The sequence below is a fragment of the Mycobacterium zoologicum genome (assembly GCF_020181635.2).
Lineage (GTDB): Bacteria > Actinomycetota > Actinomycetes > Mycobacteriales > Mycobacteriaceae > Mycobacterium > Mycobacterium zoologicum.
Window position 1 is genome coordinate 1 of the sequence record NZ_JAYJJS010000035.1, and the last position, 23,339, is coordinate 23,339.

General features: G+C 67.9%; 30 protein-coding genes. 5 read left to right on the top strand and 25 right to left on the bottom strand.

Annotation, left to right across the window (positions count from 1 at the left end; all coding sequences use genetic code 11):
- Positions 1–52: 52 nt before the first annotated feature.
- From K6T84_RS20895 to K6T84_RS20910, 4 genes are all read right to left on the bottom strand, one after another.
- On the bottom strand, positions 53–1,351 hold the full coding sequence (locus K6T84_RS20895) for an ArsR family transcriptional regulator (RefSeq protein WP_225400268.1): 1,299 nt from the start codon (positions 1,349–1,351) through the stop codon (positions 53–55).
- On the bottom strand, positions 1,344–1,586 hold the full coding sequence (locus K6T84_RS20900) for a hypothetical protein (RefSeq protein WP_162112696.1): 243 nt from the start codon (positions 1,584–1,586) through the stop codon (positions 1,344–1,346). Before K6T84_RS20900 ends, K6T84_RS20895 begins: the two co-directional genes overlap by 8 nt.
- Positions 1,587–1,687: 101 nt before the next feature.
- Positions 1,688–1,834: a hypothetical protein gene (locus tag K6T84_RS20905; RefSeq protein ID WP_329786820.1), complete on the bottom strand. Its 147-nt coding sequence runs from the start codon at positions 1,832–1,834 to the stop codon at positions 1,688–1,690.
- Positions 1,835–2,145: 311 nt separating this feature from the next.
- Positions 2,146–3,510, bottom strand: coding sequence for a recombinase family protein (locus tag K6T84_RS20910; protein WP_225400270.1), 1,365 nt, complete (start codon positions 3,508–3,510; stop codon positions 2,146–2,148).
- A 36-nt stretch (positions 3,511–3,546) separates the two neighbouring features.
- On the opposite strand from K6T84_RS20910, the gene K6T84_RS20915 reads away from it, so the two are divergent.
- Positions 3,547–3,834: a hypothetical protein gene (locus K6T84_RS20915; RefSeq protein ID WP_408066157.1), complete on the top strand. Its 288-nt coding sequence runs from the start codon at positions 3,547–3,549 to the stop codon at positions 3,832–3,834.
- 7 nt (positions 3,835–3,841) lie between these two features.
- On the opposite strand, the gene K6T84_RS20920 is transcribed toward K6T84_RS20915, so the two are convergent.
- Complete coding sequence (locus K6T84_RS20920) at positions 3,842–4,048, bottom strand: hypothetical protein (protein ID WP_224861075.1); 207 nt, start codon at positions 4,046–4,048, stop codon at positions 3,842–3,844.
- 101 nt (positions 4,049–4,149) lie between these two features.
- On the opposite strand from K6T84_RS20920, the gene K6T84_RS20925 reads away from it, so the two are divergent.
- Complete coding sequence (locus K6T84_RS20925) at positions 4,150–4,455, top strand: CDGP domain-containing protein (protein WP_224861077.1); 306 nt, start codon at positions 4,150–4,152, stop codon at positions 4,453–4,455.
- Positions 4,456–4,461: 6 nt separating this feature from the next.
- Here the strand turns inward: K6T84_RS20925 and K6T84_RS20930 are convergent, their stop codons facing one another.
- The 15 genes from K6T84_RS20930 to K6T84_RS21000 form a co-directional block, all read right to left on the bottom strand.
- Positions 4,462–4,917 carry a flavodoxin family protein gene (locus K6T84_RS20930; RefSeq protein WP_225400271.1) on the bottom strand — a complete coding sequence of 152 codons (456 nt, stop codon included), beginning with the start codon at positions 4,915–4,917 and terminating at the stop codon, positions 4,462–4,464.
- Positions 4,914–5,351: a tetratricopeptide repeat protein gene (locus K6T84_RS20935; protein WP_225402029.1), complete on the bottom strand. Its 438-nt coding sequence runs from the start codon at positions 5,349–5,351 to the stop codon at positions 4,914–4,916. The genes K6T84_RS20930 and K6T84_RS20935 overlap by 4 nt, the downstream gene beginning before the upstream one ends.
- Positions 5,352–5,380: 29 nt before the next feature.
- Complete coding sequence (dapB, locus tag K6T84_RS20940) at positions 5,381–6,118, bottom strand: 4-hydroxy-tetrahydrodipicolinate reductase (RefSeq protein WP_225400272.1); 738 nt, start codon at positions 6,116–6,118, stop codon at positions 5,381–5,383.
- A gap of 14 nt (positions 6,119–6,132) precedes the next feature.
- The gene (locus K6T84_RS20945; RefSeq protein ID WP_224861085.1) at positions 6,133–7,131 is read right to left on the bottom strand and encodes an alpha/beta hydrolase; all 999 of its coding nucleotides are present in this window, start codon (positions 7,129–7,131) and stop codon (positions 6,133–6,135) included.
- Positions 7,132–7,167: 36 nt separating this feature from the next.
- A complete protein-coding gene (locus tag K6T84_RS20950) occupies positions 7,168–8,244 on the bottom strand; it encodes a PDR/VanB family oxidoreductase (protein ID WP_224861086.1) in 1,077 nt (358 codons plus the stop codon).
- 1 nt (position 8,245) lies between these two features.
- A complete protein-coding gene (locus K6T84_RS20955) occupies positions 8,246–9,139 on the bottom strand; it encodes an alpha/beta fold hydrolase (protein WP_225400273.1) in 894 nt (297 codons plus the stop codon).
- A gap of 19 nt (positions 9,140–9,158) precedes the next feature.
- Positions 9,159–10,067, bottom strand: coding sequence for a metal-dependent hydrolase (locus K6T84_RS20960; protein ID WP_224861090.1), 909 nt, complete (start codon positions 10,065–10,067; stop codon positions 9,159–9,161).
- Between the two features lie 83 nt (positions 10,068–10,150).
- Positions 10,151–10,714, bottom strand: a complete 564-nt coding sequence (locus K6T84_RS20965; RefSeq protein WP_224861092.1) for a TetR/AcrR family transcriptional regulator — start codon at positions 10,712–10,714, stop codon at positions 10,151–10,153.
- Between the two features lie 132 nt (positions 10,715–10,846).
- Complete coding sequence (locus K6T84_RS20970) at positions 10,847–11,488, bottom strand: hypothetical protein (RefSeq protein WP_224861094.1); 642 nt, start codon at positions 11,486–11,488, stop codon at positions 10,847–10,849.
- A gap of 34 nt (positions 11,489–11,522) precedes the next feature.
- Positions 11,523–12,005 (bottom strand): SRPBCC family protein, encoded by a 483-nt coding sequence (locus K6T84_RS20975; protein ID WP_224861096.1) that lies wholly within the window; start codon positions 12,003–12,005, stop codon positions 11,523–11,525.
- Between the two features lie 7 nt (positions 12,006–12,012).
- Positions 12,013–13,038, bottom strand: a complete 1,026-nt coding sequence (locus K6T84_RS20980) for a nitronate monooxygenase (RefSeq protein ID WP_224861098.1) — start codon at positions 13,036–13,038, stop codon at positions 12,013–12,015.
- A gap of 15 nt (positions 13,039–13,053) precedes the next feature.
- The gene (locus K6T84_RS20985) at positions 13,054–14,352 is read right to left on the bottom strand and encodes a M16 family metallopeptidase (protein ID WP_224861100.1); all 1,299 of its coding nucleotides are present in this window, start codon (positions 14,350–14,352) and stop codon (positions 13,054–13,056) included.
- On the bottom strand, positions 14,330–16,570 hold the full coding sequence (locus K6T84_RS20990) for a polyribonucleotide nucleotidyltransferase (RefSeq protein ID WP_224861102.1): 2,241 nt from the start codon (positions 16,568–16,570) through the stop codon (positions 14,330–14,332). Before K6T84_RS20990 ends, K6T84_RS20985 begins: the two co-directional genes overlap by 23 nt.
- Before the next feature lie 307 nt (positions 16,571–16,877).
- A complete protein-coding gene (rpsO, locus tag K6T84_RS20995) occupies positions 16,878–17,147 on the bottom strand; it encodes a 30S ribosomal protein S15 (protein WP_224861104.1) in 270 nt (89 codons plus the stop codon).
- A gap of 76 nt (positions 17,148–17,223) precedes the next feature.
- A complete protein-coding gene (locus K6T84_RS21000) occupies positions 17,224–18,201 on the bottom strand; it encodes a bifunctional riboflavin kinase/FAD synthetase (RefSeq protein ID WP_224861107.1) in 978 nt (325 codons plus the stop codon).
- Between the two features lie 24 nt (positions 18,202–18,225).
- On the opposite strand from K6T84_RS21000, the gene mntR reads away from it, so the two are divergent.
- Together mntR and K6T84_RS21010 are read left to right on the top strand one after the other, a co-directional pair.
- On the top strand, positions 18,226–18,924 hold the full coding sequence (mntR, locus tag K6T84_RS21005; protein WP_225400274.1) for a manganese-binding transcriptional regulator MntR: 699 nt from the start codon (positions 18,226–18,228) through the stop codon (positions 18,922–18,924).
- 7 nt (positions 18,925–18,931) lie between these two features.
- Positions 18,932–19,363 (top strand): type II toxin-antitoxin system Rv0910 family toxin, encoded by a 432-nt coding sequence (locus K6T84_RS21010; RefSeq protein WP_224861111.1) that lies wholly within the window; start codon positions 18,932–18,934, stop codon positions 19,361–19,363.
- A 40-nt stretch (positions 19,364–19,403) separates the two neighbouring features.
- Here K6T84_RS21010 and K6T84_RS21015 read toward each other — a convergent pair whose 3' ends face one another.
- Genes K6T84_RS21015 through pptH form a run of 5 tightly spaced genes read right to left on the bottom strand, consistent with a single transcriptional unit; the run spans position 19,404 to position 22,631 of the window.
- Positions 19,404–19,835: a type II toxin-antitoxin system VapC family toxin gene (locus K6T84_RS21015; protein WP_225400275.1), complete on the bottom strand. Its 432-nt coding sequence runs from the start codon at positions 19,833–19,835 to the stop codon at positions 19,404–19,406.
- Positions 19,822–20,079, bottom strand: coding sequence for a ribbon-helix-helix domain-containing protein (locus K6T84_RS21020; RefSeq protein WP_224861114.1), 258 nt, complete (start codon positions 20,077–20,079; stop codon positions 19,822–19,824). The genes K6T84_RS21015 and K6T84_RS21020 overlap by 14 nt, the downstream gene beginning before the upstream one ends.
- Positions 20,080–20,125: 46 nt before the next feature.
- Entirely contained in the window at positions 20,126–21,013 is an 888-nt protein-coding gene (gene truB, locus K6T84_RS21025) for a tRNA pseudouridine(55) synthase TruB (protein ID WP_224861116.1), read from the bottom strand.
- Complete coding sequence (pptT, locus tag K6T84_RS21030; protein WP_224861118.1) at positions 21,010–21,669, bottom strand: 4'-phosphopantetheinyl transferase PptT; 660 nt, start codon at positions 21,667–21,669, stop codon at positions 21,010–21,012. The genes truB and pptT overlap by 4 nt, the downstream gene beginning before the upstream one ends.
- Positions 21,666–22,631, bottom strand: coding sequence for an ACP phosphodiesterase PptH (gene pptH, locus K6T84_RS21035; protein ID WP_225400276.1), 966 nt, complete (start codon positions 22,629–22,631; stop codon positions 21,666–21,668). Before pptH ends, pptT begins: the two co-directional genes overlap by 4 nt.
- A 117-nt stretch (positions 22,632–22,748) precedes the next feature.
- Between pptH and K6T84_RS21040 the strand changes: the two genes are divergently transcribed.
- Positions 22,749–23,339: a DUF3558 domain-containing protein gene (locus tag K6T84_RS21040; RefSeq protein WP_225402030.1), complete on the top strand. Its 591-nt coding sequence runs from the start codon at positions 22,749–22,751 to the stop codon at positions 23,337–23,339.

Below are 23,339 nucleotides of genomic sequence, written 5' to 3' on the forward strand. Positions count from 1 at the left end.
CAAAATTCGTGAAGAAAACCGACCCAACTGGGGCCAACTCAGGTGACCACACTCAAATAGCGGCACCCATACCTACAGAGCCGGTTTCCGGCCCATCTTCCGGCCCTTCTTCTTGGGGGTAAGGGGTACGTACGTCAAAATCTGGCACTGAATTGGGGTCGAGCGCTCCGGGGTCGATATTGTTGGCCAGGCGGTAATACCAGCGCGTTGCGTCTCGTCCCGCGTGCTGAACTTCATGCTCATCGCACTGGAGAACGCCGAGCATGTGCAAGGCCTGTAACTGCCGGTCGACGGTGGCGCGGGGCTTGCCCAGACGCTTGCGTACGTCGGCGGTCGGGCTGTTCGGGTGCCGAGCGATGTCGTCGATGATCGCCAACCGCAGCGGCGGCATGCTGTCGCGGGCGCATCGGATCGCCAGCCGCAACGCAGCGTTGCGATTGACCCCGATGGCGACACCGCCACGGACCACCTGGGCGAGCTGCTTAGCGAAACGGGTGGGCATCTCCGGGGCGTGAGCGTCGATCACATCGCCCCGATAGTCGTACTCAACTCCGGTGCGCGATAGCGTCACCAAATCCGCAGCCGACAGCAGCACGTCGGTCTCAGTCGCAGTGAGCTGCACCGGTGCGGCTGACATTCCGGCAATGACGGCGGCAGCAGCCTCAGCCAACTCGGCGCGCATCTGAACTTCGCTGCCCGTGTTGCCGATGGCCTTGCGGCCCGCAGCTTGGCGACCCTTGGTCGAGTCCATGCGGATCAGTACGAACCGGTCACCCATAGCCGCAATGACCGCGTGCGCCTTGTCCCATGCGGTCGTCACGGCTCCGATAACGGCGATGCGGCCGGCCCATTCCAGCGTCATACCGCCGTCGGAACCCACGTTTCGTGACCACCGTCCGTCGTAGACCTCGCGCTTTGCCGCGAGCACTTCGTTGCGGGCCTCGCCGGACATCGACAGGATGCTGGTCACGTCCTTGATTACTAGGACGCCACGCGATCCGATCTTGCGAAGTAGGCCGCCTGTAGCGTCCTTTGCGCGGTCCTTGCGGCCCGTCGCCGACAGCAATGCACCGGCCGATGAGATGGTGCTGGTAACGACAGCTCCGATGCCGTCAAGCGCCTGTACGGTCTCGGTTTTCGCGTTGCCAGACCCCGAGACCAGCAGCAACCACAGCGGGTCACCATCGAGGCGTTCGACAGCAGCGGTTGCAAGCACCGCATCTAGCGCGTCGGTGTCGTAATCGTCGCCGAGCCACCGTCGAAATACCTTGTGTGCGTCAGTGAGTGGACTTGGCAGGTACTTCCCGCTGTTGGCCAGCTCCCGGCCACGCGTGATGTCGTTGCTACCCATCTGCGGTGACCCCCCACCCGGCCGCGATTGCGCCGGCCAGCTCGCGGGTTTCGGTGTTGCGCCACATCTCACGAAGCTCGGCGATGGTGGCGGGCGGTGCGGCGAGCAGCCCGCACGCGGCCAAGTGCTGCGCGGCCTCGGCGTAGCCACCGGGGGCTGGGCGGTGTGTCCACGGGTCCGAGCAGCCGCACGGCAAGATCGCCAGGCGTTGCGACGCAGCACGGCGGCGCTTCATCCGGGTAAGCTGGTCAACAGTGGTGAGGTGTTGTGAGGGCCGGTCTCCTGGGCGGGGGGCCGGTTCTTCTTTTTCCGGCGGCCCTTCCGGCGGCGGGGCGGTCATCGGGCACCGCCCTTGCGGACCGGCCGCAGCAATTCGGCCAGACGCGTGCGCTGTTCATCGGTGAGCGGTGGGCGCTGGGCCAGTACGTCTTTGATGTACCGCCGAGCATTCGCTTCGATCAGGTCGCGCTTGGCCTCGACCACGCGCGGATGGTTAGCAGGATAGGACTGTGAGCGGCGCGCTACTTGCGCGCGGTGACGTGAAACATCGCCAGATACAGGCATTTTGAGACGACCTTCGGTGAATACGCCCGTCAGCGTTATTGCATTCACCGGCCGTTAACCGTGGCCGTCTCCGTATGTGACCCGTCGGCCACGCCAACCGATTAACCGCTGGTCGTCCGCGTATGGCACTCGGCTAACTCCGCGTGCCACTCACAACGTTAGCAGGGAAGTCAAGTTGTTTCCTGATGCTTCAAAGCGACGGCGAGTCGAGCGGAGCGAGTCCCGATGCGCTACTTCCATGCCACCTTTACCCGTTCCGGCTTAAATTCCTTGCCGCCCTTGCCGACTGGCATCACCGTGACCGTCATCAGCACATCCATGATTGCGCGTAGGCGGTCCGGTGACAGCTTCTCGACCGCAGCGGCGACCTCCGTTGTGCCGAGCGGGATTCCGTCGAACACTCGTAGCCGTTCCTGGTCGGCCTGACGTGCCTCGAGGGCCTTCAACTTCTCGGTGATGCGCTCGGTCGCCCGGCGGGCCTGGGCGCCGGTCAGCAGGCCATCGGCGCGTTCGTCGGCGATCTCATCGAGGCGGGACAGCAGCGTGGCGCGTTCGATCCGCAGCGCTTCGGCTTCAGCGGTGTCGTGCCGCTCACTCTTGAGTAGGTCGACGGCATCAGGCGCGGCCAACGTGCCGATGATGAGTTCGTAGACCATCGGCTCCACATGGTCGCGGCGAATCGACACGCCGCGACAGGCCGGGTTCTTGCAGGCGTATGCGAGCTGGCGCCCGACAGTGTGAACGCCGCCCAGGTGGTGGCCACACTTGCCGCACCACAGCATTCGGGTCAGCAGGTGCTTGCGTACGGACTTGCGACCGGGCTGGCGTCCCGGTGCGCCCATCACCGCCTGCGCCGCCCGCCAGGTGTCCTCGTCGACCAGTGGGGGCCAGGTGCCTGTGCCGATGATTTCGCCGTCGTAAGTCCGCAGACCAGCATTGCGGGGCGCCCGTAGGAACAGGCTGACCGTCGAGGCGGTCCAGGGCCTCCCGGTCAGGCCGTGGCAGCCGGCCTCGTTGAACAACCGGGCGATGTCGCCGAGCGATGCGCCGGCCAGCACCGCCGCGTAGGCCTGAGCCACCAGCGGCGCGGTCTGCGGGTCCAGCTCGTAGGTGTCGGCGGTGTAGCCGAACGCCCGTCGCCATCGCGGCTTACCCGATTCGGCGCGCTGACGGCCGGCCGCCCGCATCCGCACCCGCATCTGCTCGATTTCGTGCGCGGCGACGTTGCCCTTCAATCGCGCAATCAGGCGCCCCTGCGGATTGGACAAGTCGACATCACCGGACGCAGTTGCGAGGGCCAGTCGGTGCTCGTCGGCCAGCGCCATGAACTTCTCCAGCTCGATGGGGCGGCGGTGCAGGCGGTCCAAGTCCCAGGCGACTACCGCGCCGATAGCGCCCTCGCGGATGGCGTCCAACATCTTCTCGTAGGCCGGTCGCCGCTTGCCGGATGCCGCCGACACATCGTTGTCGCAGAACTCCACCGCCGTCCAGCCCTTCTCGGCGCACAGCTTCTCGCAGTCGGCGCGTTGGCGGGCCACGCCGAGTTTCTGCCCGGCCCGGTCGGCGGAGATTCGGAGGTAGACAGCGGCATCCATGCGGTATAGCGTACTTCACGCAGTCGAAAACATCACTTGCTGAAGACTTTTTGGACCGGCGACAAGGGCTGGCGCGATATCCAGCACCCCGATGGCAGCATCGAATGGACCAGCCCCACCGGCCACACCTACACCACCGCGCCGGACAGCAAACTGCTCTTCCCCACGCTCTGCCTACCCACAGGCGCACCACCACCACCACCACGAACACCACTGGCACCAACGGCGTGCCGCAGCGTGATGATGCCGACCCGCACCCGCACCCGAGCTCAGAACCGCGCGGCACAGATAGCGGCCGAACGGGCCCTCAACGGCCCGCCTTGATACCCGGTCAGCTCTTGAAGGGCAGGATCTTGTTGAGCTGGTCGAGTTCCTTGCGCAGGTCATGGATCAGCGCGGTGCCCTTGGCGGTGTTCGCCACGGCATGGATGCCGTCCTTCTGCTGGGCCAGCTCCGCGATGTTCTCGTAGGCTGCGCGCACCGATTCCAGGGTGCGCGCCAGCAGGTCAGTGGTCTGGGTGTCGTTAGCTTGCGTCACGGCATCGCAGCCTATCGCCTCACGATGGGTACTGGGTGCAAACCCGTAGCAAACCGCGGCGGCATCCGGCATAGTCAGCCGAGACGGGAAGGGGACGGGCCGTGAAGCGCTATTACGCCGGGGTTCTAGGCGCCGTGTTGGGAGCGGCGACAGTCCTGTCCGGCTGGCTGATCGCCTCGGCCCCTCCGGCCCGAGCCGGGTGTGCGGACAACCCGCTGCTGTTCTTCTCCACGGCCCAGAAGTGCGACGGCCCGATTCAGCCCGACGGCAGCTGGCAGCGTTGCGTGTTCTATTACTACGAGCCGCCGAAATCGCCACCGATGCAACAGGACTGCCACTCGATGGGCCCCGGCCGGGATTATCCGCTGCACTCGTTCTACATGCCGGAAACCCATATCGACCCGTAGCGGCGCTCAGTCCATCAGCTGCGCGGCCACCGTCGCACCGAGCTCCCAGCACGCCTGCAACTCGACCTTGCCGGGGCTGCCCGACACCACCACGTAGTCAGCGGCTTTCACCCAGCCCAGCCCGGTGGTGATCGAATCCACCGCCCGCTGAGCGCCCTCGGTGCCCTCATTGCCGTGCAGGAACAAGCCGAACGGCCGCCCCCGGGTCGCGTCCAGGATCGGGTAATAGCACACATCGAAGGCATGCTTGAGGGCACCGGAGATGTACCCCAGGTTGGCCGGGCTGCCCAACAGGTAGCCGTCGGCGGCCAGCATGTCCGAGACCGACACGCTCAACGCCGGCCGGCGCACCACCTCCACGCCCTCGATGTCGGGATCGCTCGCCCCCGACAACACCGCCTCCAACATGGCCTGGCAGTGCGGTGACGGCGTGTGGTGCACCACCAGCAGCGTCTTGCTCATCGGCTCTCCTGCAACCGCACGGCGGTCTTCATCGCCTCCCGCGCGCGGCGCCGGTCCCCGGCGAACTCATAGGCGCGAGCCAGCCGGTACCAGCGCTGCCAGTTGTCCGGGTCGGCATCGAGCTCATCCTGAACCGTGTGGAACAGCGCGTCGGCGGCGTCGCGCTCGATACGCCCGGACGGCCGGCGCGGCAGCGCGCTGCCGTCCAGTTCCATCCCGTCGGCGGCGATCAGCCGCGACAGCCGCTGATGAACGAAGCCGTCGCGCAGCGTGGCGACCATCGCCCACAGCCCGATGAACGGCATGATCAGCAGCGCCGCGCCCAGCCCGATCGCCGACAGTGAACCGGAGCCGATCAGCAGCACCGCGATGCGGCCCAGGAACACCAGGTACATCAGCAGCGCCAGGCACATGAACGCGAGGAGCAGTTTCATCCGCGTGGGCGCCGAAAGCTTCACCGCGCCTACTTCAGGTCGAGCAGGGGTTCGATACCGATCGTCAGCCCCGGGAACTGGGCGACCCGGCGCACCGCCAGCAGCACCCCGGGCACGAACGACGTCCGGTCGATGCTGTCGTGCCGGATGGTCAGCGTCTCCCCCATGGTGCCGAACAGCACCTCCTGGTGCGCGACCAGCCCGGCCAACCGCACCGAGTGCACCGGAACACCGTCCACGTCGGCGCCGCGAGCTCCCGGCAAACCGGTGCTGGTGGCATCGGGGTTGGGCGGCAGGCCTTTTCGCGCGGCGGCGATCAGCGCAGCGGTGCGAGAGGCGGTGCCCGACGGCGCGTCGGCCTTCTGCGGGTGGTGCAGCTCGATGACCTCAACCGATTCGAAGTACTTGGCAGCCTGCACCGCGAAGTGCATCGACAGCACCGCACCGATGGCGAAGTTGGGGGCGATCAGCACCGCCGCATCGGGTTTGGCGGCCAGCCACGAGCGGACCTGCTCGATCCGTTCGGCGGTGAAACCCGTGGTGCCCACCACCGCGTGAATCCCGTTGTCGATCAGGAACTTCAGGTTGTCCATCACGACGTCGGGGTGGGTGAAGTCGATCACCACCTCGGTGCCGCCGTCGGTCAGCAGACTCAGCGCGTCACCGGCGTCGACCTCGGCGGACAACGTCAGGTCATCGGCGTCGCGCACCGCCGCCACCATGGTGGCTCCGACTTTGCCCTTGGCGCCCAGCACTGCTACCCGCATGGCTGCCACCCTACTTACGACACTTCCCGGCGGCTCTGGTCGGGACGGTCTGCGTCCGCCAGGCACTCGGCGACGAAGCGGGTCATCAGCGCGAAGGCGGCCCGGCTCTCCGGCAGGAACGGAAACAACGCCGGGAACGCATGCAACTGACTGGCCCACAGCTCAAGGCGGCTGGGCCGCCCGTGCGCCAGCAGCGCGGCGTGCAGCCGTTCGTTGTCGCATCGCAGGATCTCCGACTCGGCGGCGATGAGCAGCGCCGGCGGCATGGTGGCCAGCGGTCCGTTGATCGGCGCGAGCTCGCGACGCATCTCGGGTGACGGGCACACCTGGTCGACGAGGTCCGGCAGCGCGTCGGCGATGCCGAACGCGTCGCTGCCCTGGTTCGGGTGGGTGCTGCGGGCCTCGCCGTCGAGCTCCAGCCACGCCGAGATCCCGATCACCCCCGCCGGGGCCGGCATCCCCTCCTGCTGGGCTCGCAGCGCGGTGGCGAACGTGAGGAAGCCGCCCGCGGAATCGCCGGCGATCACCGTTCTGGCCGGGACGGCACCCTGGTCCAGCAGCCAGCGGTAGGCGCCGACGCAGTCGGCCACCGAGCCGTCGACGGTCACCTCCGGGAACTGCCGGTAGTCGACGTGCACCACCGGCAGCCCGGTGCGTCGCGCCAGCTTGACCACCACGTGCAGGTGGGTGTCCAGGCCACCGGTGAAGAATCCGCCACCGTGGAAGTAGAGGATGACGCCGTCGCTCAACGGAGCGTCCGTGCGGCGAACGATCTCGACGGGAACACCTCCGGCGGACTCGCGGGTGAAGTGGACCCCAAGATGCGGCCGCACCCGCTGCAGGCGAGCGATGGTGTTGGTGCGCCGGCCCAGCTTCGTCAAGACGCCGGCCCTGCCGTCCGGACCTCCACGACGGTTGTTCCACCGCACCCAGCGCGGCATCAGCGCCGCGAACACGGCGTAGATGATCCTGGCCGGCAGACTCGCGCGATGGACCTGCGCCACAGAAGACATCCGGGCAGTCTATCGCCGGTCCTCAGGCTGTGATGTTCAAGCGTCGATGACGATCCGGCCGCCGTTGGCCCGCGAGACGCAGACGAGCATCTCGTCGCCACCCTCGGCGGTGCGACCACGCCGGTCGACGTCACCGGAGACCACCTTCACCTTGCAGGTGCCGCAGAAGCCCTGGCGGCACGAGCACGCCGTGGTCGGGTCGGCGTCGAGCATCACATCCAGCGCCGACCGATCCGCGGGTATCAGCAGCAGGCGCCCCGACCGGGCCAGCTCCAACTCGAACGGCACACCGTCGACCACCGGCGGAGGACTGAATCGCTCGTAGTGCAGTGGGGCGTCCGCATGTTCGTCGCGGGTGGCGCACACCGCCTCGAGCATTGCCGACGGCCCGCAGACGTACACCGCGGTTCCGGGGCCGGCTCCGGCCAGCAGTTCCTCGGCCCCGGCGAAGCGCCCCTGCTCGTCGTCGGCCCACACCGTGACCCGCTCGGGATCGACCGCGAGCACCTCGTCGAGCAACGGCATGTCGGCACGGCTGCGGCCGGCATAGACTGCGCGCCAATTGATTCCGCGCTGATCGGCTTCCCGCAGCATCGGCAGGATCGGGGTCACCCCAATGCCGCCGATGACGAACAGCACCTCAGATTCGTCGGTGCCCAGATGGAAGGCATTACGCGGGCCCTCGAAGGTCAGCGTGTCGCCCACCGCGTAGGACTCGTGCATCTCGACCGAACCGCCACCACCATCGTCGAGTCGGCGCACCGCGATGCGGTATTCGGTGCGGCGCCCCGGCACTCCGCACAGCGAGTACTGCCGGCGACGGCCCGACGCCAGCTGCACGTCGATGTGACCGCCCGGCGTCCACGACGGCAGCAGTCCCCCATCCGGGTCGGCGATCGTCAGCGCGACCACATCGGGAGTCAGCATCTCCCGCTTGGTGACGACGGCGGCGATGGACCGCGGCACCGGCACCACGCGCGACGGCTTCCACCTCGACAGCGCAGCGACACCGCCGAAGACCGTCACCGCACCCCAGAGCAGATTGAAGAATCTGTCGTGCTTGCGCCGGCCATACAGGTCGCGCGGCCGGGAACCCCAGATCGGTTGCGGCATATCAGGCCACACCGCGGGCGACAGTCAGCTCGACCCACTCCGCGGTGTGCCGGGCGATGACCTCGGGCCGATCGGTCACCACCCAGTGGCCACCGTCGATGTCGAGCACCCGGTGGTGGGCGGGGATCGAGCCGCCGAACCGCTGCACAGCGGGACTGACGAACACGTCCCAGCGCGGTGCGAGCACCTGCACGGGTACCTCGGTGACCGGCAACGGTGACGCCGGCATGAGCAGCGGCTTGGGCATGTTGGCGCGATACAGGTTCAGCCCGTTGACGTAGTCGTTCTCGCCGCGGGGAACTTCGCGCTGCGGGCCGCCGGACCGACCGATGCGGTCAAGCGCGCCAATGACTCTGGCACCTAAACCGGACCGGAAGATGAGCTCCGGTAACCGCGGGGTCAAGAACAGCCAGATGTAGGTCGACTCCAGGAACTGCCGGATGACGTCGACCGCGCCGCGCAGGTTGCGCGCCGACCGAAGGAACTTGCCGGCGTAATCGAGGTGCGGTCCCGAAACCGAGGTGTAGGACGCGATTTTGGCCGACACGACCGGGTCGGTCACCGCCGCCCAGCCCTGGATGGAGCCCCAGTCGTGGCCCAACAGGTGAACCTGATCCACGCCCAGCTGCTCGATCACGGCGCCGACGTCGGAGATCAGCTGGGGGAAGCGGTATCCCGAGCGGTCGGCCGGCGCCGACGACTCACCCGCGCCGCGCACGTCGTAGGCGACCACGTTGTAGCGCCCCTGGCCGACCAGATGCTCGGCCACCCCGTCCCAGACGTGGTGGTTGTCCGGGTAGCCGTGAATGGCCATGATGGTCGGCCGGCGCGGATCCAGGTCGGTGTAGGCATGGACGGCAAGGCTCACGCCGTCGGATGCGGTCAGGGTGGTCATCTAGTGCGCTCCTCAAGTGTCAGTGCGTGGCGCGGGCTGCGGGTGAGACGGCGAGATAGTTGACTGCCTTCTCCACGCCGCCGAGTTGCGCCGGGTGAAAACCGGGCCGGTAGTAGGACGCGATCGCGGGAAGGAACTCGAACGGCGCCGGCACCAGTCCGCGCCGCGACACCGCGAACCAGTCCCTCCAGCGGGGTTTGACGCCCGGCGGCAATTCCGGGTCCACCTTGTACATGAACCGCAGCCCGCGCACCCACAACCACAGCATCAGCGGCGTGACGGCCAGCTGGGTGCGGACCTGCCGCAGGTAACCGGCCTGCAGGTGCTTCATCACGTCGAACGCGACGGCTTTGTGCTCGACCTCCTCGGCGCCGTGCCAGCGCAGCATGTCCAGCATCGCCGGGTGCGCACCGGTGGCGTCCAGTGCGGGGCTGTCGAGAACCCACTCGCCCAGGATCGCGGTGTAGTGCTCGACGGCGGCGACCAGCGCCACCCGCTCCAGCAGCCAGCGCTGCTGTCGGCGCTTGCTCCACTTCGGCCGGTCGCCGAGCAACTGGGCGAACAGCCACTTGATCTGATCGGTGTAGGGCGCCATGTCCACGCCGCGGGCGGCCAGTTGTTCGACGACGCCGGCATGCGCCTGGGAGTGAGTGGCCTCCTGCCCGATGAAGCCCTGGACGTCCAGGCGCAGCTGGTCGTCCTTGATCAGTGGCAGCGCCTGCTTGAACACCTCGACGAAGAACTCTTCGCCGGCGGGCAACAGCAGGTGCAGCACGTTGCAGAAATGCGTGGCGAACACTTCACCCGGGACGTAGTGCACCGGGAGGTCCGACCAGTCGAAGTTGACGTCCCGGGCCTGCAGAACGATGCGTTCGTGGTCGATCGAGGCGTCGTGTGGACCGGCCGCGGTGTCGTCGACTTTCAGCATGTCAAACCCCCTGCCAAGATTTACATTTATGGATGATTTGTCTTCATACTCGACAGAACGTGAGTAAAAGTATATCGACTGGGTTACGCAAGCCGCAATGACTCGGCGATCACCCGACCGTAGAGGTCCGCCAACTGATCGGCGGTCCAATCCAGTTGCGGGTCCAGCAGCGACCGAACCGCGGCCTCGCATGACGACACGAACAACTCGATGAGCACCGGCAGTTTGCGGTCCAGATCGGCGGTGCCCCACCAACGCGTCATCGCCGGCCGGATCCACCGTGCGGACTCGGCGGCCAGCGCGCCCCGGGCCCGGTGGAACCGGTCGGCGACCGCCGCATCCGGCGCGGCGGCAAAGATCAGCTGCCAGGCGGCGGGACGCCCCTCGGCCGCCAGCAGCAGGGCCCGGTAGCCGTCGGCGAAAGCCGCCTGCGGGTCGTCGCCGCCGGTGCGATGCAGGGCAGCCAGCACATCGGTCAGCAACCGGATGTGTTCACGCTCCAGCAGGGCCTCGATCAGCTCGATCCGGTCCGCGAAGCACGCGTACACCACCGGGCGGGTCACACCGAGGCGCTCGGCGACCGCACCGACGGTGACCGCGTTGACGCCGTGCTGCACGGCGACGTCCAGCGCCGCATCCAACACCATCGGCCGACGCCGCTCTGGCCCAAGATGGCTCGCCCGGGTTTTCGTTGGTGCACTCACAATGCCGACAGCCTAGCGGATTCCTACACTGATGAATTAATTTCCTCCAGCGCTGGAGCTTGCCCCGGGCCCGAGCTACACGGACAGACGCTGGATCTGGCTACGCCGGGTGGTCGCCCAGTCGGCCATGTCGAACCCGGGATCGCGATCGCACAGCGAAGTCATCAAGACCGCCGCCGGAATGACCGCCAATCCGTACCCGCAGCTCCAACCGCTGCGCACCAGACTCCACACCAGCACACCGTCAGACGGAACGACCACCCGACTCAGCTGCATCGGCTCACCACGACCGCCGCTGGGGCTGATTCCGTGTGCGGCACCGTCGCAGGCGGTCACCGCGCTCAGCGCAGCGCGCACCACGTCGGCCACGGCCAACGGTCGGTCGTAAACCTTGACCGATTCGGCGTACAGCGCAACCGTGCCCTTGATCAGAAACGCCGACTCGGCGTCGTCGGTCGCGCCCTCCGGCGGCAGTGGCGAACCCTTGAACAGGACAGCCGCTGAACACTTCACCGGCTCGGCCCGGGTGAAGTACGTCCCACCAACCTCAGTCGCCTGGGCTTGCCCCAGCGGCGTCCGGCTGCCATCGGGCAGCAGCAACCCCTCTGCGGAGAGCGCGGCTCTCGTGTCACCCGGTATCGACCCGGCACCCACCGGATGCCCGGGTACGGTCGTCGTGCACCCGATCGACGCGGACGCCAGTACGGCGACGCCCATGAGACCGCGCGCCCATCGGAGGTTCACGCTCGCGCTAGCCGCCGTTTTCCGCACGTTGCTTCACGCGCTCCAGCGTGATCCGGATGTGCTCGGTGTTGACCGTCGGCCGGTCCTTGACGCCCGTGACCAGCCCGGCGATGCCGACGAACCAACGGGGCCGGCGGTCCCACATGCTCTCGGTGACCTGGCAGCCGCCCTGCCCACCGGGATTCGAGGTTATCCGGTACTCCCAGCGGGCCACCGGGATCACCGCGGAGCGCACGTCGAAGGCGAATACCTTGCCGGGGTCGGCGTCGGTGACGGTGCACGTGGTGCTCCACCGCCGTCCGCCATGGCGGTTGTGACCGACGAAGACCGCGCCGGGGCGAGCGGAATCGCCGGTGCGCCAATCCATTCCGACGTTCTCCTCAGCACAGTCGGCGAGGACGGACAAGTCGGTGATCAGCCGGTACACCACGTCCGGAGCAGCGTTGATCTGCACGGTTCCGGTGGCCGAAGGCGCTGCTGCGTCAGTCATGCGGTGATCATAGGGGCGTCAAGCCGGTGATGATCTCGGCGGCCGGCCCCGTGCGGATCGTCCGGTAGGCGGTTCCGGCCCACAGACTGGTGCCGTGCGGGTCGTCCATCGCCACCGCCGCCGCCCGGATGGGCGAGGTCATGTGATGGATCTCCGGGTATCCCACCGGCGCCACATTCTCGAAGGTCTTGGTGAAATCGTTCTCCAGGCTGCGGGCGTACCGCCCGGAGAACGCACACGTCACGGTCGTGTTGGTGAACTCCGGGTTGGTCAGCGCCGCCCGGTGCGTCGGATTGGTGCCCGCCTCATCAGCCAGCAGCAGTGCGGTGCCCACCTGGGCGGCCACCGCGCCGGCGCCCAGGACACCGGCCACATTGTCCGCGGTGCCCAGACCCCCCGCCGCCACCAGGGGCAGGTCGGGGTGCGCATGGCGTATCTCGGCCAGCAACGCGGCGAGACTCTGAGTTCCGGGCTGGGTGTCGGGAGCGAAGGTCCCGCGATGTCCGCCCGCCTCCGGGCCCTGAACCGCCAATGCCTGGGCACCGTGCGCCACCGCAATCCCGGCCTCATAGGCCGAGGTCACCGTGACCACGGTCAGGATGCGCAGGCCGCGCAACAGATCCAGGTCCTCCGGCGGCGGTGCCCCGAAGGTGAACGAGACCACCGTGGGCCGCAGATCGGCGATCACCTCCAGTTTCTCCGGCCAGCAGTCGTCGTCACCGAAGCGCGGCCGGCCGAGTTCTACGCCGTAGTGGTCGGCCAATGACGCCAGCAGGTCGGCGTAGTCGTCGAGCGCCACCATGTCGGCATCGCTGGGTTGCGGCACAAACAGATTGGCCCCGATCGGACCGGAGGTCGCCGCCCGCGCCGCGGTGATCTGATCGGCGAGCTGCTGCGGGGTGCGGTAGCCACCGGCGACGAATCCCAGGCCGCCGGCCTGCGACACCGCCGCAGCCAGTGCCGGCGTGCTGGGCCCGCCTGCCATCGGCGCACCGACCAGCGGGAGCGCGAGTTCGGAGAAGCTGAAAGCCATCGCTCTAGCCTGCCATCAACCAGCCAGTGCCCGCAGCCTCCGGGGCAGTGATCCTTTCGACCGGTAGGGACCGAGCACCGCGACGCCGTAGGGCTTGCTCAGCAGTTGGCGGGCCACCGCATTGACCTCGTCGAGGGTGACCGCGTTGAGCTCCTTGAGCGTGCGGGCGATGGGCCGATGCCGGCCGTAGTTCAGCTCACCGCGGCCCAGCCGGTTCATCCGCGAACCGGAATCCTCCAGGCCGAGCACCAGACCGCCGCGCAGCGAGCCCTTGGCGATTCGGCACTCGTCGGCTGTGATGCCGTCGCGGGCCACCGACTCCAGCACGTCGGCGGTCACCGAGACCACCTCGCCGAACCGATCCGGCTGGCATGCGGTGTAAACCGACAGCGCGCCGGCGTCGGCGAAGGTGTCCACCGACGAGTAGATCGAGTACGCCAGGCCGCGGGATTCCCGAACCTGTTGGAACAGCCGGGAACTCAGTCCCCCGCCCAGTGCGGTGTTGAGCACCGCCAGCGCCTGGCGATGCGGCCAGTACCGGCCCGGCGCGCGCACGCCCAGCGACATGTGCGTCTGATCGGCGTCCCGGTTGACCACGCTCAGGCCGGGCACTCCCGGAACCCGGGACGTCCCGCGCCGCGGCTCGGCGGGCTTCTCGCCGCGAATCAGGCGATGCCCGAAGTGTTCTCGCACCAGCGCCACGACGGTGTCGTGGTCGATGTTGCCGGCCACCGCCACCACCATGCGTTCGGGCGTGTAGCGGCGCTGGTGGAACGACCGCAGCTGGGCGCGGGTCATCGTCGACACCGACTCGACGTTGCCGATCACCGGCCGTCCGATCGGATGGTCACCGAACAACGTCGACAAGAACACATCGCCGAGGGCGTCCTCGGGGTCGTCGTCGCGCATCGCGAGTTCTTCGAGCACCACGTCCCGCTCGAGGTCGACGTCCTCGGCCGCGCAGCACCCGTTGAGCACCACGTCGCTGACCAGTGCCACGGCCAGCTCCAGGTCGGTGTCGAGCACGTGCGCGTAGTAGCAGGTGTGCTCCTTGCCGGTGAAGGCGTTGAGCTCGCCCCCGACGGCATCCACCGCCTGGGCTATCCCGGCCGCGGTGCGGGTCGGGGTGGCCTTGAACAGCAGATGCTCCAGGAAGTGCGCCGCCCCGGCCACCGTCGCGCCCTCGTCACGGGACCCGACGCCCACCCAGACACCCACCGACGCGGAACGAACCGCGGGGAGGTACTCGGTGACCACCCGCAGTCCGCCCGCCAGGGTGGTGCGGCGCAGGTCAGCCCTCGGCGGTCGCGGCATCGGCAGGCTCAGCGGCGTCCGCTGAATCCTCCACGGGCACCAGCGAGATCTTGCCGCGGTTGTCGATGTCGGCGATCTCCACGCGCAGCTTGTCGCCGACCTTGACCACGTCTTCGACCTTCGCGACCCGCTTGCCCTTGCCGAGCTTGGAGATGTGCACCAAACCGTCGCGGCCCGGCAGCAGCGACACGAAGGCGCCGAAGTCGGTGGTCTTGACCACGGTGCCCAGGAACCGCTCACCGATCTTGGGCAGCTGCGGGTTGGCGATCGCGTTGATCTTGTCGATCGCGGCCTGCGCGGACGGGCCGTCGGTGGCGCCGACGAACACGGTGCCGTCGTCCTCGATGGAGATCTGGGCGCCGGTCTCCTCGGTGATCGAGTTGATCATCTTGCCCTTGGGCCCGATCACCTCGCCGATCTTGTCCACCGGAACCTTGATGGTGGTGACCCGCGGCGCGTACGGGCTCATCTCGTCGGGGGCGTCGATGGCCTCGGCCATCACCTCGAGAATGGTCATCCGGGCGTCCTTGGCCTGCGCCAGCGCACCCGCGAGCACCTGCGAGGGAATCCCGTCGAGCTTGGTGTCGAGCTGCAGCGCGGTGACGAAGTCCTTGGTGCCGGCGACCTTGAAGTCCATGTCGCCGAACGCATCCTCGGCCCCCAGGATGTCGGTGAGCGCGACGAACCGGCGCTCGGTCTTGCCGTCCACTTCCACCTCGTCGGAGACCAGGCCCATCGCGATACCGGCGACCGGAGCCTTCAGCGGCACACCGGCGTTGAGCAACGCCAGCGTGGACGCACAGACCGAACCCATCGACGTGGAGCCGTTGGAGCCCAGGGCTTCCGACACCTGCCGGATGGCGTAGGGGAACTCCTCGACGCTGGGCAGCACCGGGACCAGGGCCCGCTCGGCCAAGGCACCGTGGCCGATCTCGCGGCGCTTGGGCGAACCGACCCGACCGGTCTCACCGGTGGAGTACGGCGGGAAGTTGTAGTGGTGCATGTAGCGCTTGGACTTCTCCGGCCCCAGCGAGTCGATCTGCTGCGCCATCTTCATCATGTCCAGCGTGGTCACGCCCATGATCTGGGTCTCGCCACGCTCGAACAGCGCGCTGCCGTGCGCCCGGGGCACCACGGCGACCTCGGCGCTCAGCGCCCGGATGTCGGTGATGCCGCGACCGTCGATGCGGAAGTGGTCGGTCAGGATGCGCTGACGCACAAGCTTTTTCGTCAGGCTCCGGTAGGCCGCGCTGATCTCCTTCTCACGGCCCTCGTAGGTCTCGGCCAGTCGTGCGACCACCTCACCCTTGAGCTCGTCGGTGCGCTCGTCACGCTCGGCCTTGCCGGCGATGGTCAGCGCCTTGGACAGCTCGTCGGTGGCGACCGAGGCGACCGCGTAGTAGACGTCCTCGCCGTAGGCGGGGAACAGCGGGTACTCGGCGGTCGGGCGGGCCGCCGCGTCGGCCAGCTCCTGCTGGGCCTTGCACAGCGCGGCGATGAACGGCTTGGCCGCCTCCAGGCCCTCGGCCACCACGGTCTCGGTCGGCGCGGTCCCACCGGCCTCGATGAGCTCGATGACCTTCTCGGTGGCCTCGGCCTCGACCATCATGACCGCGACGTCACCATCTTCGAGTGCACGTCCGGCCAGCACCATGTCGAACGTCGCGCGCTCGAGCTGCTCGACGGTGGGGAACGCCACCCAGGTGCCGTCGATCAGGGCGACCCGCGCCGCACCGACCGGGCCGGAGAACGGCAGACCGGCCAGCTGGGTGGACGCCGACGCGGCGTTGATCGCCACCACGTCGTACAGGTCGTTGGGGTTCAGGCTCAGCACGGTCACCACGACCTGGATCTCGTTGCGCAGGCCGTCGACGAACGACGGGCGCAGCGGACGGTCGGTGAGGCGACAGGTCAGGATCGCGTCGGTGGACGGCCGGCCCTCGCGGCGGAAGAACGAGCCGGGGATGCGACCGGCCGCATACATCCGCTCCTCGACGTCGACGGTCAGCGGGAAGAAGTCGAAGTGCTCCTTGGGAGCCTTGCTGGCGGTGGTCGCCGACAGCAGCATGGTCTCGTCGTCCAGGTAGGCGACGACGGACCCGGCGGCCTGCTGGGCCAGCCGGCCGGTCTCGAAGCGGATGGTGCGCTTGCCGAAGTTGCCGTTGTCGAGGACAGCGGTGGTTTCGAATACGCCTTCTTCAATTTCAGTTGCAGACATGGACGCTCGTGCGGCCTCTCTGATTCGTTCTGCTGTTTCGCAGCGTCAGCTTTGCTGATCGGCAAGAACGAGGATGCGGCTACGGTCGTCGATCGAAGCGGCCGGATCGCTGGACGCATATCCAGACCCGGCTGCCACTACCGAAGACCGCCCGACGCAAGTTCTTCCGCTGATCGCAGGAACGTGTCCCGTTGTGACGTGCCGGAGCGGCGCGCACGGACTGCGCGAGCCACACCGATGTCCGGACCTGGACGGCCCGGAACGGTCTCACTCTACATGGAGCCGGCGTGCACCGGCCCGTTCGTGGTCAGCGACGCAGACCCAGGCGCTCGATCAGCGAGCGGTAACGCGCCACATCGACCTGGGTCAGGTACTTGAGCAGACGACGCCGACGACCGACCAGCAGCAGCAGACCGCGACGCGAGTGGTGGTCGTGCTTGTGGGTCTTGAGGTGCTCGGTCAGGTCGACGATCCGCTTGGTGAGCAGGGCGATCTGCGCTTCGGGCGAGCCGGTGTCGGTCTCGTGCAGTCCGTAGCTGCCCAGGATCTCTTTTTTCTGCTCGGCAGTCAGTGCCACGACGAATCTCCATCAATAGGTCCCGCGAATGAAATGACGGTGGCCACCGCGGACTGCAGCGCACCGAGCGGCGAGTCTAGCAGAGCAGGCCGCGGGTCTTCTCCACGTCGGTGTTCATCACCGCTATCAGGTCCTCGACCGAGTCGAACTTCTCCTGGCTGCGGATCCGACTGACGAAGTCGACGGCGACGCGCTGGCCGTACAGGTCGGCGGTCTCATCGATGACGAACGCCTCCACGGTGCGGGCCCGCCCGGAGAACGTCGGGTTGGTGCCCACCGACACCGCGGCCCGACAACGCTGACCTGCGACGACGGTCCCGGGGACCTGGCCGTGCCCCAACACGGTGAACCAGGCGGCATACACGCCGTCCGCCGGAATGGCCGCATACGCCGACGGCGCCACGTTGGCGGTCGGGAAACCCAGATTGCGCCCCCGGCCGTCACCGCGCACCACCAGCCCCTCGACCCGGTGCGGCCGGCCCAGGGCCTCGGTGGCCGCGGCCACGTCACCGGCGTCCACGCAGGACCGGATGTAGGTGGAGGAGAAGGTGACCGCGGAGGCGGCGTCCGAGTCGGTGTTCTCGGCCACCAGCGACACCGATTCCACGCCGAAACCGAACTGCTCACCGGCGCGGCGCAGCGTCTCGACGTTGCCCGCGGCCTTGCGGCCGAACGTGAAGTTCTCCCCCACCACCACTTCGACGACGTGCAGGTGCTCGACCAGCAGCTCGTGGACGTAGCGGTCCGGGGTGAGCTTCATGAAGTCCGGGGTGAACGGGATCACCAGGAAGACGTCCACACCGTACTGCTCGACCAGCTCGGCGCGGCGCGCCAGCGTGGTGAGCTGCGCCGGGTGGTTGCCGGGATAGACGACTTCCATCGGGTGCGGATCGAACGTCATCAGCACGGTCGGTACGCCGCGTGCCTTCCCGGTCTTCACCGCACGCGAGATCAATTCGGCATGGCCGCGATGCACACCGTCGAACACCCCGATGGTGAGCACGCACCTGCCCCAGTCTGTGGGGATCTCATCCTGCCCCCGCCACCGCTGCACAACCGCAAGCCTAAACTGTTGGCCGTGAGCCCTTGGGAGCAGTCGGATGGGCTGACCACCGTCGCCCAGGACTATCTGAAAGTCATCTGGACCGCCCAGGAGTGGTCACCGGACAAAGTCAGCACCAAGATGCTGGCGGAGAAGATCGGCGTGTCAGCCAGTACCGCCTCGGAGTCGATCCGCAAGCTCGCCGACGCCGGCCTGGTGGATCACGAGAAGTACGGCGCGGTGAGCCTTACCGAGGACGGACGGCGGGCGGCGCTGGCGATGGTGCGCCGGCACCGGCTGATCGAGACGTTCCTGGTGTGCGAGCTCGGTTACGGCTGGGACGAGGTGCACGACGAGGCCGAGGTGCTCGAGCACGCGGTGTCCGACCAGCTGATCGCACGCATCGACGCCAAGCTGGGGTTTCCGCAACGCGACCCGCACGGCGACCCGATCCCGGCCGACGACGGTCAGGTGCCGACGCCCCCGGCGCGCCAGTTATGGGCGTGCACCGACGGCGAGTCCGGCACGGTGGCCCGGATCTCCGACCACGACCCCGAGATGCTGCGCTACTTCGCCCAAGTGGGCATCAGCCTGGACGCCCGGCTGCGGGTGCTGACCCGCCGGGAGTTCGCCGGGATCATCTCGGTGGCCCTGGAGTCACCCGGGGCACCCGCGGGCGAACAGACCACCATTGACTTGGGAAGTCCTGCGGCCCAGGCGATCTGGGTGGTGTAATCACCCGATGGCAAAACTTGAGTTGTCCCGCGACCTTTCGCTGTCGCCCGACGACGCCTGGGCGCACGCGTCGAACCTGGCCGAACTGGGCGACTGGCTCTCCCTGCACCAGGGCTGGCGCTGTGAGATCCCGGCCGAACTCGCCGTCGGCACCACCCTGGTCGGGGTGGCGGGCGCCAAAGGTATGCGCAACCGCGTCACCTGGACGGTCCGCAAGCTCGAGGCGCCCAGGCTGCTGGAGCTCACCGGCGACGGCGTGGGCGGCACCAAATACGGTCTGTCACTGGCGATCGCGCCGGCCGGTGGCGGATCCCGCTTCACACTGCGGCTCGACATGGGTGGTCGGGCACTGTTCGGGCCGATCGGGGCGACCGCCGCCCGCGCGGTCAAGGGCGACATCGAGGGTTCGATCAAGCGCTTCGAGACGCTGTACACCTGAGCCGTCGACCACCCCCGACGACGTCGCCGGCGCCGCGGAGTCAGAGTTCGAGCGGATGCCGCCAGCGCAGCCGGTCGAACCGGGCGAACCCGCGATCGGCGCTCAGCCAGGTCGCATTGTTCTCGACCGCGTAGGCGGCCAGATAGGCGTCGGCGACGTCGTTTCCGCGGGCGTCGATCTCAGTGGCGAGTTGGCGGAACGAGGTCCAGTGCCGTTCCCCGGCCCGCAGCCTCATGGTGCTGCGGGCGGCCAGCAATTCGTCGACGGCGGCAGTCGTGTCGGCCAGATTCGCCGGTTCGGCGAACACCCTGCGGTTGGTCATCACTCGCACGAACCCGCTGAGCACCAGGTCCGGCAGTCCAAGCGGCTCGTCGTCGTTGGCAAGTCGTTCGAGCAGACCGCGGTAGTCGTCGTGCTCGGGCAGATCCCAGCGGTGTGCGTAAACCAGGACGTTGACGTCAACGCAACGCATCGATCGATCCGGGTTCGTCCATCGCCTCGGCGACGGCGGCGTTGGAAGACAGGTCCACACCGGGCCGAAGCCCTCCCCGGCCCAACGGGGTCACCACATAGGGCTGGGGTGGTTGCGCGACGTCCGGGCGCAGACCCCGGCGCACGGCGTCTTCGAGGACCGCGGCGACCGTCCGGCCCGAACGGGCCGCCAGCGCCTTCACCTCCCGGTAGAGATCGTCGTCCATCCGGATCGTGGTGCGCATGATGACATCTTAGCGTCAAAGGCAGGCATAAAGATGCCTCTGCTGCTCACAGCGTCGCCGGCCGGATGACGACCACCGACTTCGTGCGCTTTCCGGAGTCTTCCAGCAGGGCGATCACCCGCCCGCCGCCGTCGGTTGCCGCGTAGATCCCGTCGATTCCCGCGGGTGTCAGCGGCCGGCCGTGACTGACATCGAGGGCCTCGGCGGCGTCCAGGTCCCGGCGCGCAAAGGTCTGCAGGCAGGCGTCATCCAGGCTGTAGCTCAGTTGTGCGCTCTCCCCCAGCTCCTCGAGCGTGCGCGCCTGATCCAGGCCGAAGCGCCCGGAGCGGGTGCGCCGCAACGCGATCAGATGCCCGCCGACTCCCAGCGCCGCGCCGAGGTCGCGGGCCAGCGCCCGAATATAGGTGCCCGCCGAGCAGTCGACTTCGACGTCCAGATCAACGAAATCGCCCGCGCGACGCACGTCGCGCACCTCGAATCGCTCGATTCGCACCGGGCGGGCAGGCAGCTCCACGGTCTGGCCGTCCCGCACCATCTGGTAGGCCCGCTTGCCGGCGACCTTGATCGCGCTGACCGCCGAGGGCACCTGATCGATGTCGCCGCGCAGCGGTGCGATACCGGACTCGATCTCGGCACCGGTGAGGTGCGCGGCGGAAATCATCTGCAGCACTTCGCCTTCGGCGTCCTCGGTGGTGGTGGTCTGACCCAGCCGGATCGTGGCGGCATACGACTTGGACGACGTGGTGAGCAGGCCGAGGATCTTGGTGGCGCGTTCGATGCCGATCACCAGCACGCCCGTGGCCATCGGGTCCAGGGTTCCGGCGTGACCTACCTTGCGAGTACCGAAGAATCTGCGGCAGCGTCCCACCACGTCGTGGCTGGTCATTCCGGCCGGCTTGTCGACGATCACCAGGCCCGGTTCAGGTGCACTCACAGCACGATCGCCGTCAGCACCAGCCCGCCCGTCACCGACCACCGCCCGTGCAGCTCGCTCAGCGGCGGCCCCGACAGCGCGGCCGGGTCGATCAGGATGCGGGAGACGAATCCCCCGCCGGGATCGAAGGTGATGTGGGCGTCCTCGAAGCCCAACCATCGCCTGGTCAGCGGAAACCACGCCTTGTAGGTGGCTTCCTTGGCGCAGAACAGGATCCGGTCCCAGTGCTGCTCCGTTGGCAGCGTCGAGAGCTCGGACCGTTCGACGGGCAGGCTGACCGCGTTGAGGACGCCGTCGGGCAGCGTGTCATGCGGCTCGGCGTCGATACCCACCGATCGCACTTGCGCGCTGCGACCCACGACCGCGCCGCGGAAGCCCGCGCAGTGCGTCAGGCTGCCCACCACGCCGTCGGGCCAGCAGGGTTCGCCCTTCTCCCCCTTGAGAATCGGCACCGGCGGCTGGCCGATCTGTTCGAGTGCCAGCCGGGCGCAGTAGCGCGCCGTGACGAATTCGTTGCGGCGCTTGGCGACCGACCGCGCCACCAGCGGCTCCTCCTCGGGCAGCGGAGCCAGCCCGGGCGGATCGTCGTAGCGTTCGGCCCACGCCAGCGCATGCCCCGATGCCGGCGTCAGCACGGTGTCCAACAGCCCGCTCATGGGGACTGCCGTTGCCGCAGCCGCTCGGCGAATTTGGCTCGAGCCGCCAGCATCTCCTCGGTGATGGCGAAGTGGCCACCGAACTCATTGAGGTAGCCCGGCGGGTACTGCGGGTCGGGCAGGATCTGGCGCAGCCACCGGTGCGGCTTGCGGCGCTGCCACTCCCGCGGATAGCCCACCGACACCTCTTCGAAGCGCACCCCGTCGTAGTAGGTGGTGCGCGGGATGTGCAGGTGACCGTAGACCGAGCAGGTCGCGTTGTAGCGGGTGTGCCAGTCGGCGGTCTCGGTGGTGCCGCACCACAGCGAGAACTCCGGATAGAACAGCGCATCGCAGGGCTGGCGCACCATCGGGAAGTGGTTGACCAGCACCGTCGGCGTCATCCAGTCCAGGTCGTCGAGCCGTTTGCGGGTGGCGGCCACCCGATCGCGGCACCAGACGTCCCGGGTGCCGTACGGCTCGGGCGACAGCAGGAACTCGTCGGTGCACACCACATTGCTCTCCCGCGCGACGGCCAGCCCCTCGGCCTTGCTGGTGGTCCCGGCGGGCAGGAACGTGTAGTCGTACAGCAGGAACAGCGGCGCGATGGTGGCCGGTCCGCCCTCCTCCGTCCAGACCGGGAAGGGGTGCTCGGGGGTGATGACGCCCATCTGGTCACACATGTCGACCAGGTAGTCGTACCGCGAGCGCCCGAAGATCTGCATCGGGTCCTTGGTGGTGGTCCACAGCTCGTGGTTGCCGGGAACCCAGATCACCTTGGCGAAGCGTTTGCGCAGCAGATCCAGTGCCCAGCGGATCTCATCGGTGCGTTCGGCGACGTCCCCGGCGACGATCAGCCAGTCGTCGCCGGTCGCCGGATGCAGGGACTCGGTGACCGGCTTGTTGCCCATGTGGCCGGTGTGCAGGTCGGAGATCGCCCACAGCGTCGGACCGTGCGACGGCGTCGGCTCAACGGTGGTCACGAGGTTCGAGCCTAACGGGTGGCGAAAAACTGGAACGTGTTCTCACCTTCCGGGCAGTGGCCGCCACCACTACTTGTACACTCCCGGCAGATGTCCAGCGGGACCAAGAGGAGTGGCATGCTCACCAAACTGCGCCTGATCACCGCTTTCAGTGCGCTGATCCTGGCTGTCGTCATGGTCGGCCAGCAATCCCCGCTCGGCGGTGTGTCCCATGAGATGGGCCCGCACGGCGTGCAACTGCGTTCCACCGCCCTGCCGCTGGCGCCGCCGCCCACCTCCAGCGACCCGGTCAAACTCACCAATCCGCGCCCGTTCGACGCCTGCGAGGACATCCCCTTCGACGTCGTCGCCCAGCTGGGGCTGGCCTACACCCCGCCCAAGCCCGTCGAGGGTGTGCGCTGCGAGTACGACGCCGGCAACTATCAGATGGCCGTCGAGACGTTTATCTGGCGCAGCTACGACGAGAGCATCCCGGCCGACGCCATCGAGACGAACATCGGGGGACATCGTGCGGCGCAGTTCTGGGTGATGAAGCCCACCGAGTGGAACAACCGCTGGTGGGTCTCGTGCATGGTGGCGTTCAAGACCAGCTACGGGCTGATCCAGCAGGCGTTGTACTACTCCCCGGTGTACTCCAACCCCGACGTGGACTGCCAGTCCGAGAACTTGATGCGCGCCAACCAGCTGGCGCCGTACTACAAGTACTGA

What these genes read in the sequence shown, in the direction of transcription:
- K6T84_RS21040 (WP_225402030.1), top strand. Translation starts at nt 22,749, where the DNA reads ATGCTCACCAAACTGCGCCTGATCACCGCTTTCAGTGCGCTGATCCTG.
- K6T84_RS20965 (WP_224861092.1), bottom strand. Translation starts at nt 10,714, where the DNA reads ATGGTGTTGGATGCGGCGCTGGACGTCGCCGTGCAGCACGGCGTCAAC.
- K6T84_RS20990 (WP_224861102.1), bottom strand. Translation starts at nt 16,570, where the DNA reads ATGTCTGCAACTGAAATTGAAGAAGGCGTATTCGAAACCACCGCTGTC.
- pptT (WP_224861118.1), bottom strand. Translation starts at nt 21,669, where the DNA reads ATGAGCGGGCTGTTGGACACCGTGCTGACGCCGGCATCGGGGCATGCG.
- K6T84_RS20950 (WP_224861086.1), bottom strand. Translation starts at nt 8,244, where the DNA reads ATGCCGCAACCGATCTGGGGTTCCCGGCCGCGCGACCTGTATGGCCGG.
- K6T84_RS20985 (WP_224861100.1), bottom strand. Translation starts at nt 14,352, where the DNA reads ATGCCGCGACCGCCGAGGGCTGACCTGCGCCGCACCACCCTGGCGGGC.
- K6T84_RS21020 (WP_224861114.1), bottom strand. Translation starts at nt 20,079, where the DNA reads ATGCGCACCACGATCCGGATGGACGACGATCTCTACCGGGAGGTGAAG.
- dapB (WP_225400272.1), bottom strand. Translation starts at nt 6,118, where the DNA reads ATGCGGGTAGCAGTGCTGGGCGCCAAGGGCAAAGTCGGAGCCACCATG.
- K6T84_RS20895 (WP_225400268.1), bottom strand. Translation starts at nt 1,351, where the DNA reads ATGGGTAGCAACGACATCACGCGTGGCCGGGAGCTGGCCAACAGCGGG.
- K6T84_RS21015 (WP_225400275.1), bottom strand. Translation starts at nt 19,835, where the DNA reads ATGCGTTGCGTTGACGTCAACGTCCTGGTTTACGCACACCGCTGGGAT.
- K6T84_RS20970 (WP_224861094.1), bottom strand. Translation starts at nt 11,488, where the DNA reads ATGGGCGTCGCCGTACTGGCGTCCGCGTCGATCGGGTGCACGACGACC.
- K6T84_RS20975 (WP_224861096.1), bottom strand. Translation starts at nt 12,005, where the DNA reads ATGACTGACGCAGCAGCGCCTTCGGCCACCGGAACCGTGCAGATCAAC.
- K6T84_RS20910 (WP_225400270.1), bottom strand. Translation starts at nt 3,510, where the DNA reads ATGGATGCCGCTGTCTACCTCCGAATCTCCGCCGACCGGGCCGGGCAG.
- K6T84_RS20900 (WP_162112696.1), bottom strand. Translation starts at nt 1,586, where the DNA reads ATGAAGCGCCGCCGTGCTGCGTCGCAACGCCTGGCGATCTTGCCGTGC.
- K6T84_RS20945 (WP_224861085.1), bottom strand. Translation starts at nt 7,131, where the DNA reads ATGTCTTCTGTGGCGCAGGTCCATCGCGCGAGTCTGCCGGCCAGGATC.
- K6T84_RS21010 (WP_224861111.1), top strand. Translation starts at nt 18,932, where the DNA reads ATGGCAAAACTTGAGTTGTCCCGCGACCTTTCGCTGTCGCCCGACGAC.
- K6T84_RS20955 (WP_225400273.1), bottom strand. Translation starts at nt 9,139, where the DNA reads ATGACCACCCTGACCGCATCCGACGGCGTGAGCCTTGCCGTCCATGCC.
- K6T84_RS20960 (WP_224861090.1), bottom strand. Translation starts at nt 10,067, where the DNA reads ATGCTGAAAGTCGACGACACCGCGGCCGGTCCACACGACGCCTCGATC.
- K6T84_RS20930 (WP_225400271.1), bottom strand. Translation starts at nt 4,917, where the DNA reads ATGAGCAAGACGCTGCTGGTGGTGCACCACACGCCGTCACCGCACTGC.
- K6T84_RS20980 (WP_224861098.1), bottom strand. Translation starts at nt 13,038, where the DNA reads ATGGCTTTCAGCTTCTCCGAACTCGCGCTCCCGCTGGTCGGTGCGCCG.
- K6T84_RS20935 (WP_225402029.1), bottom strand. Translation starts at nt 5,351, where the DNA reads ATGAAACTGCTCCTCGCGTTCATGTGCCTGGCGCTGCTGATGTACCTG.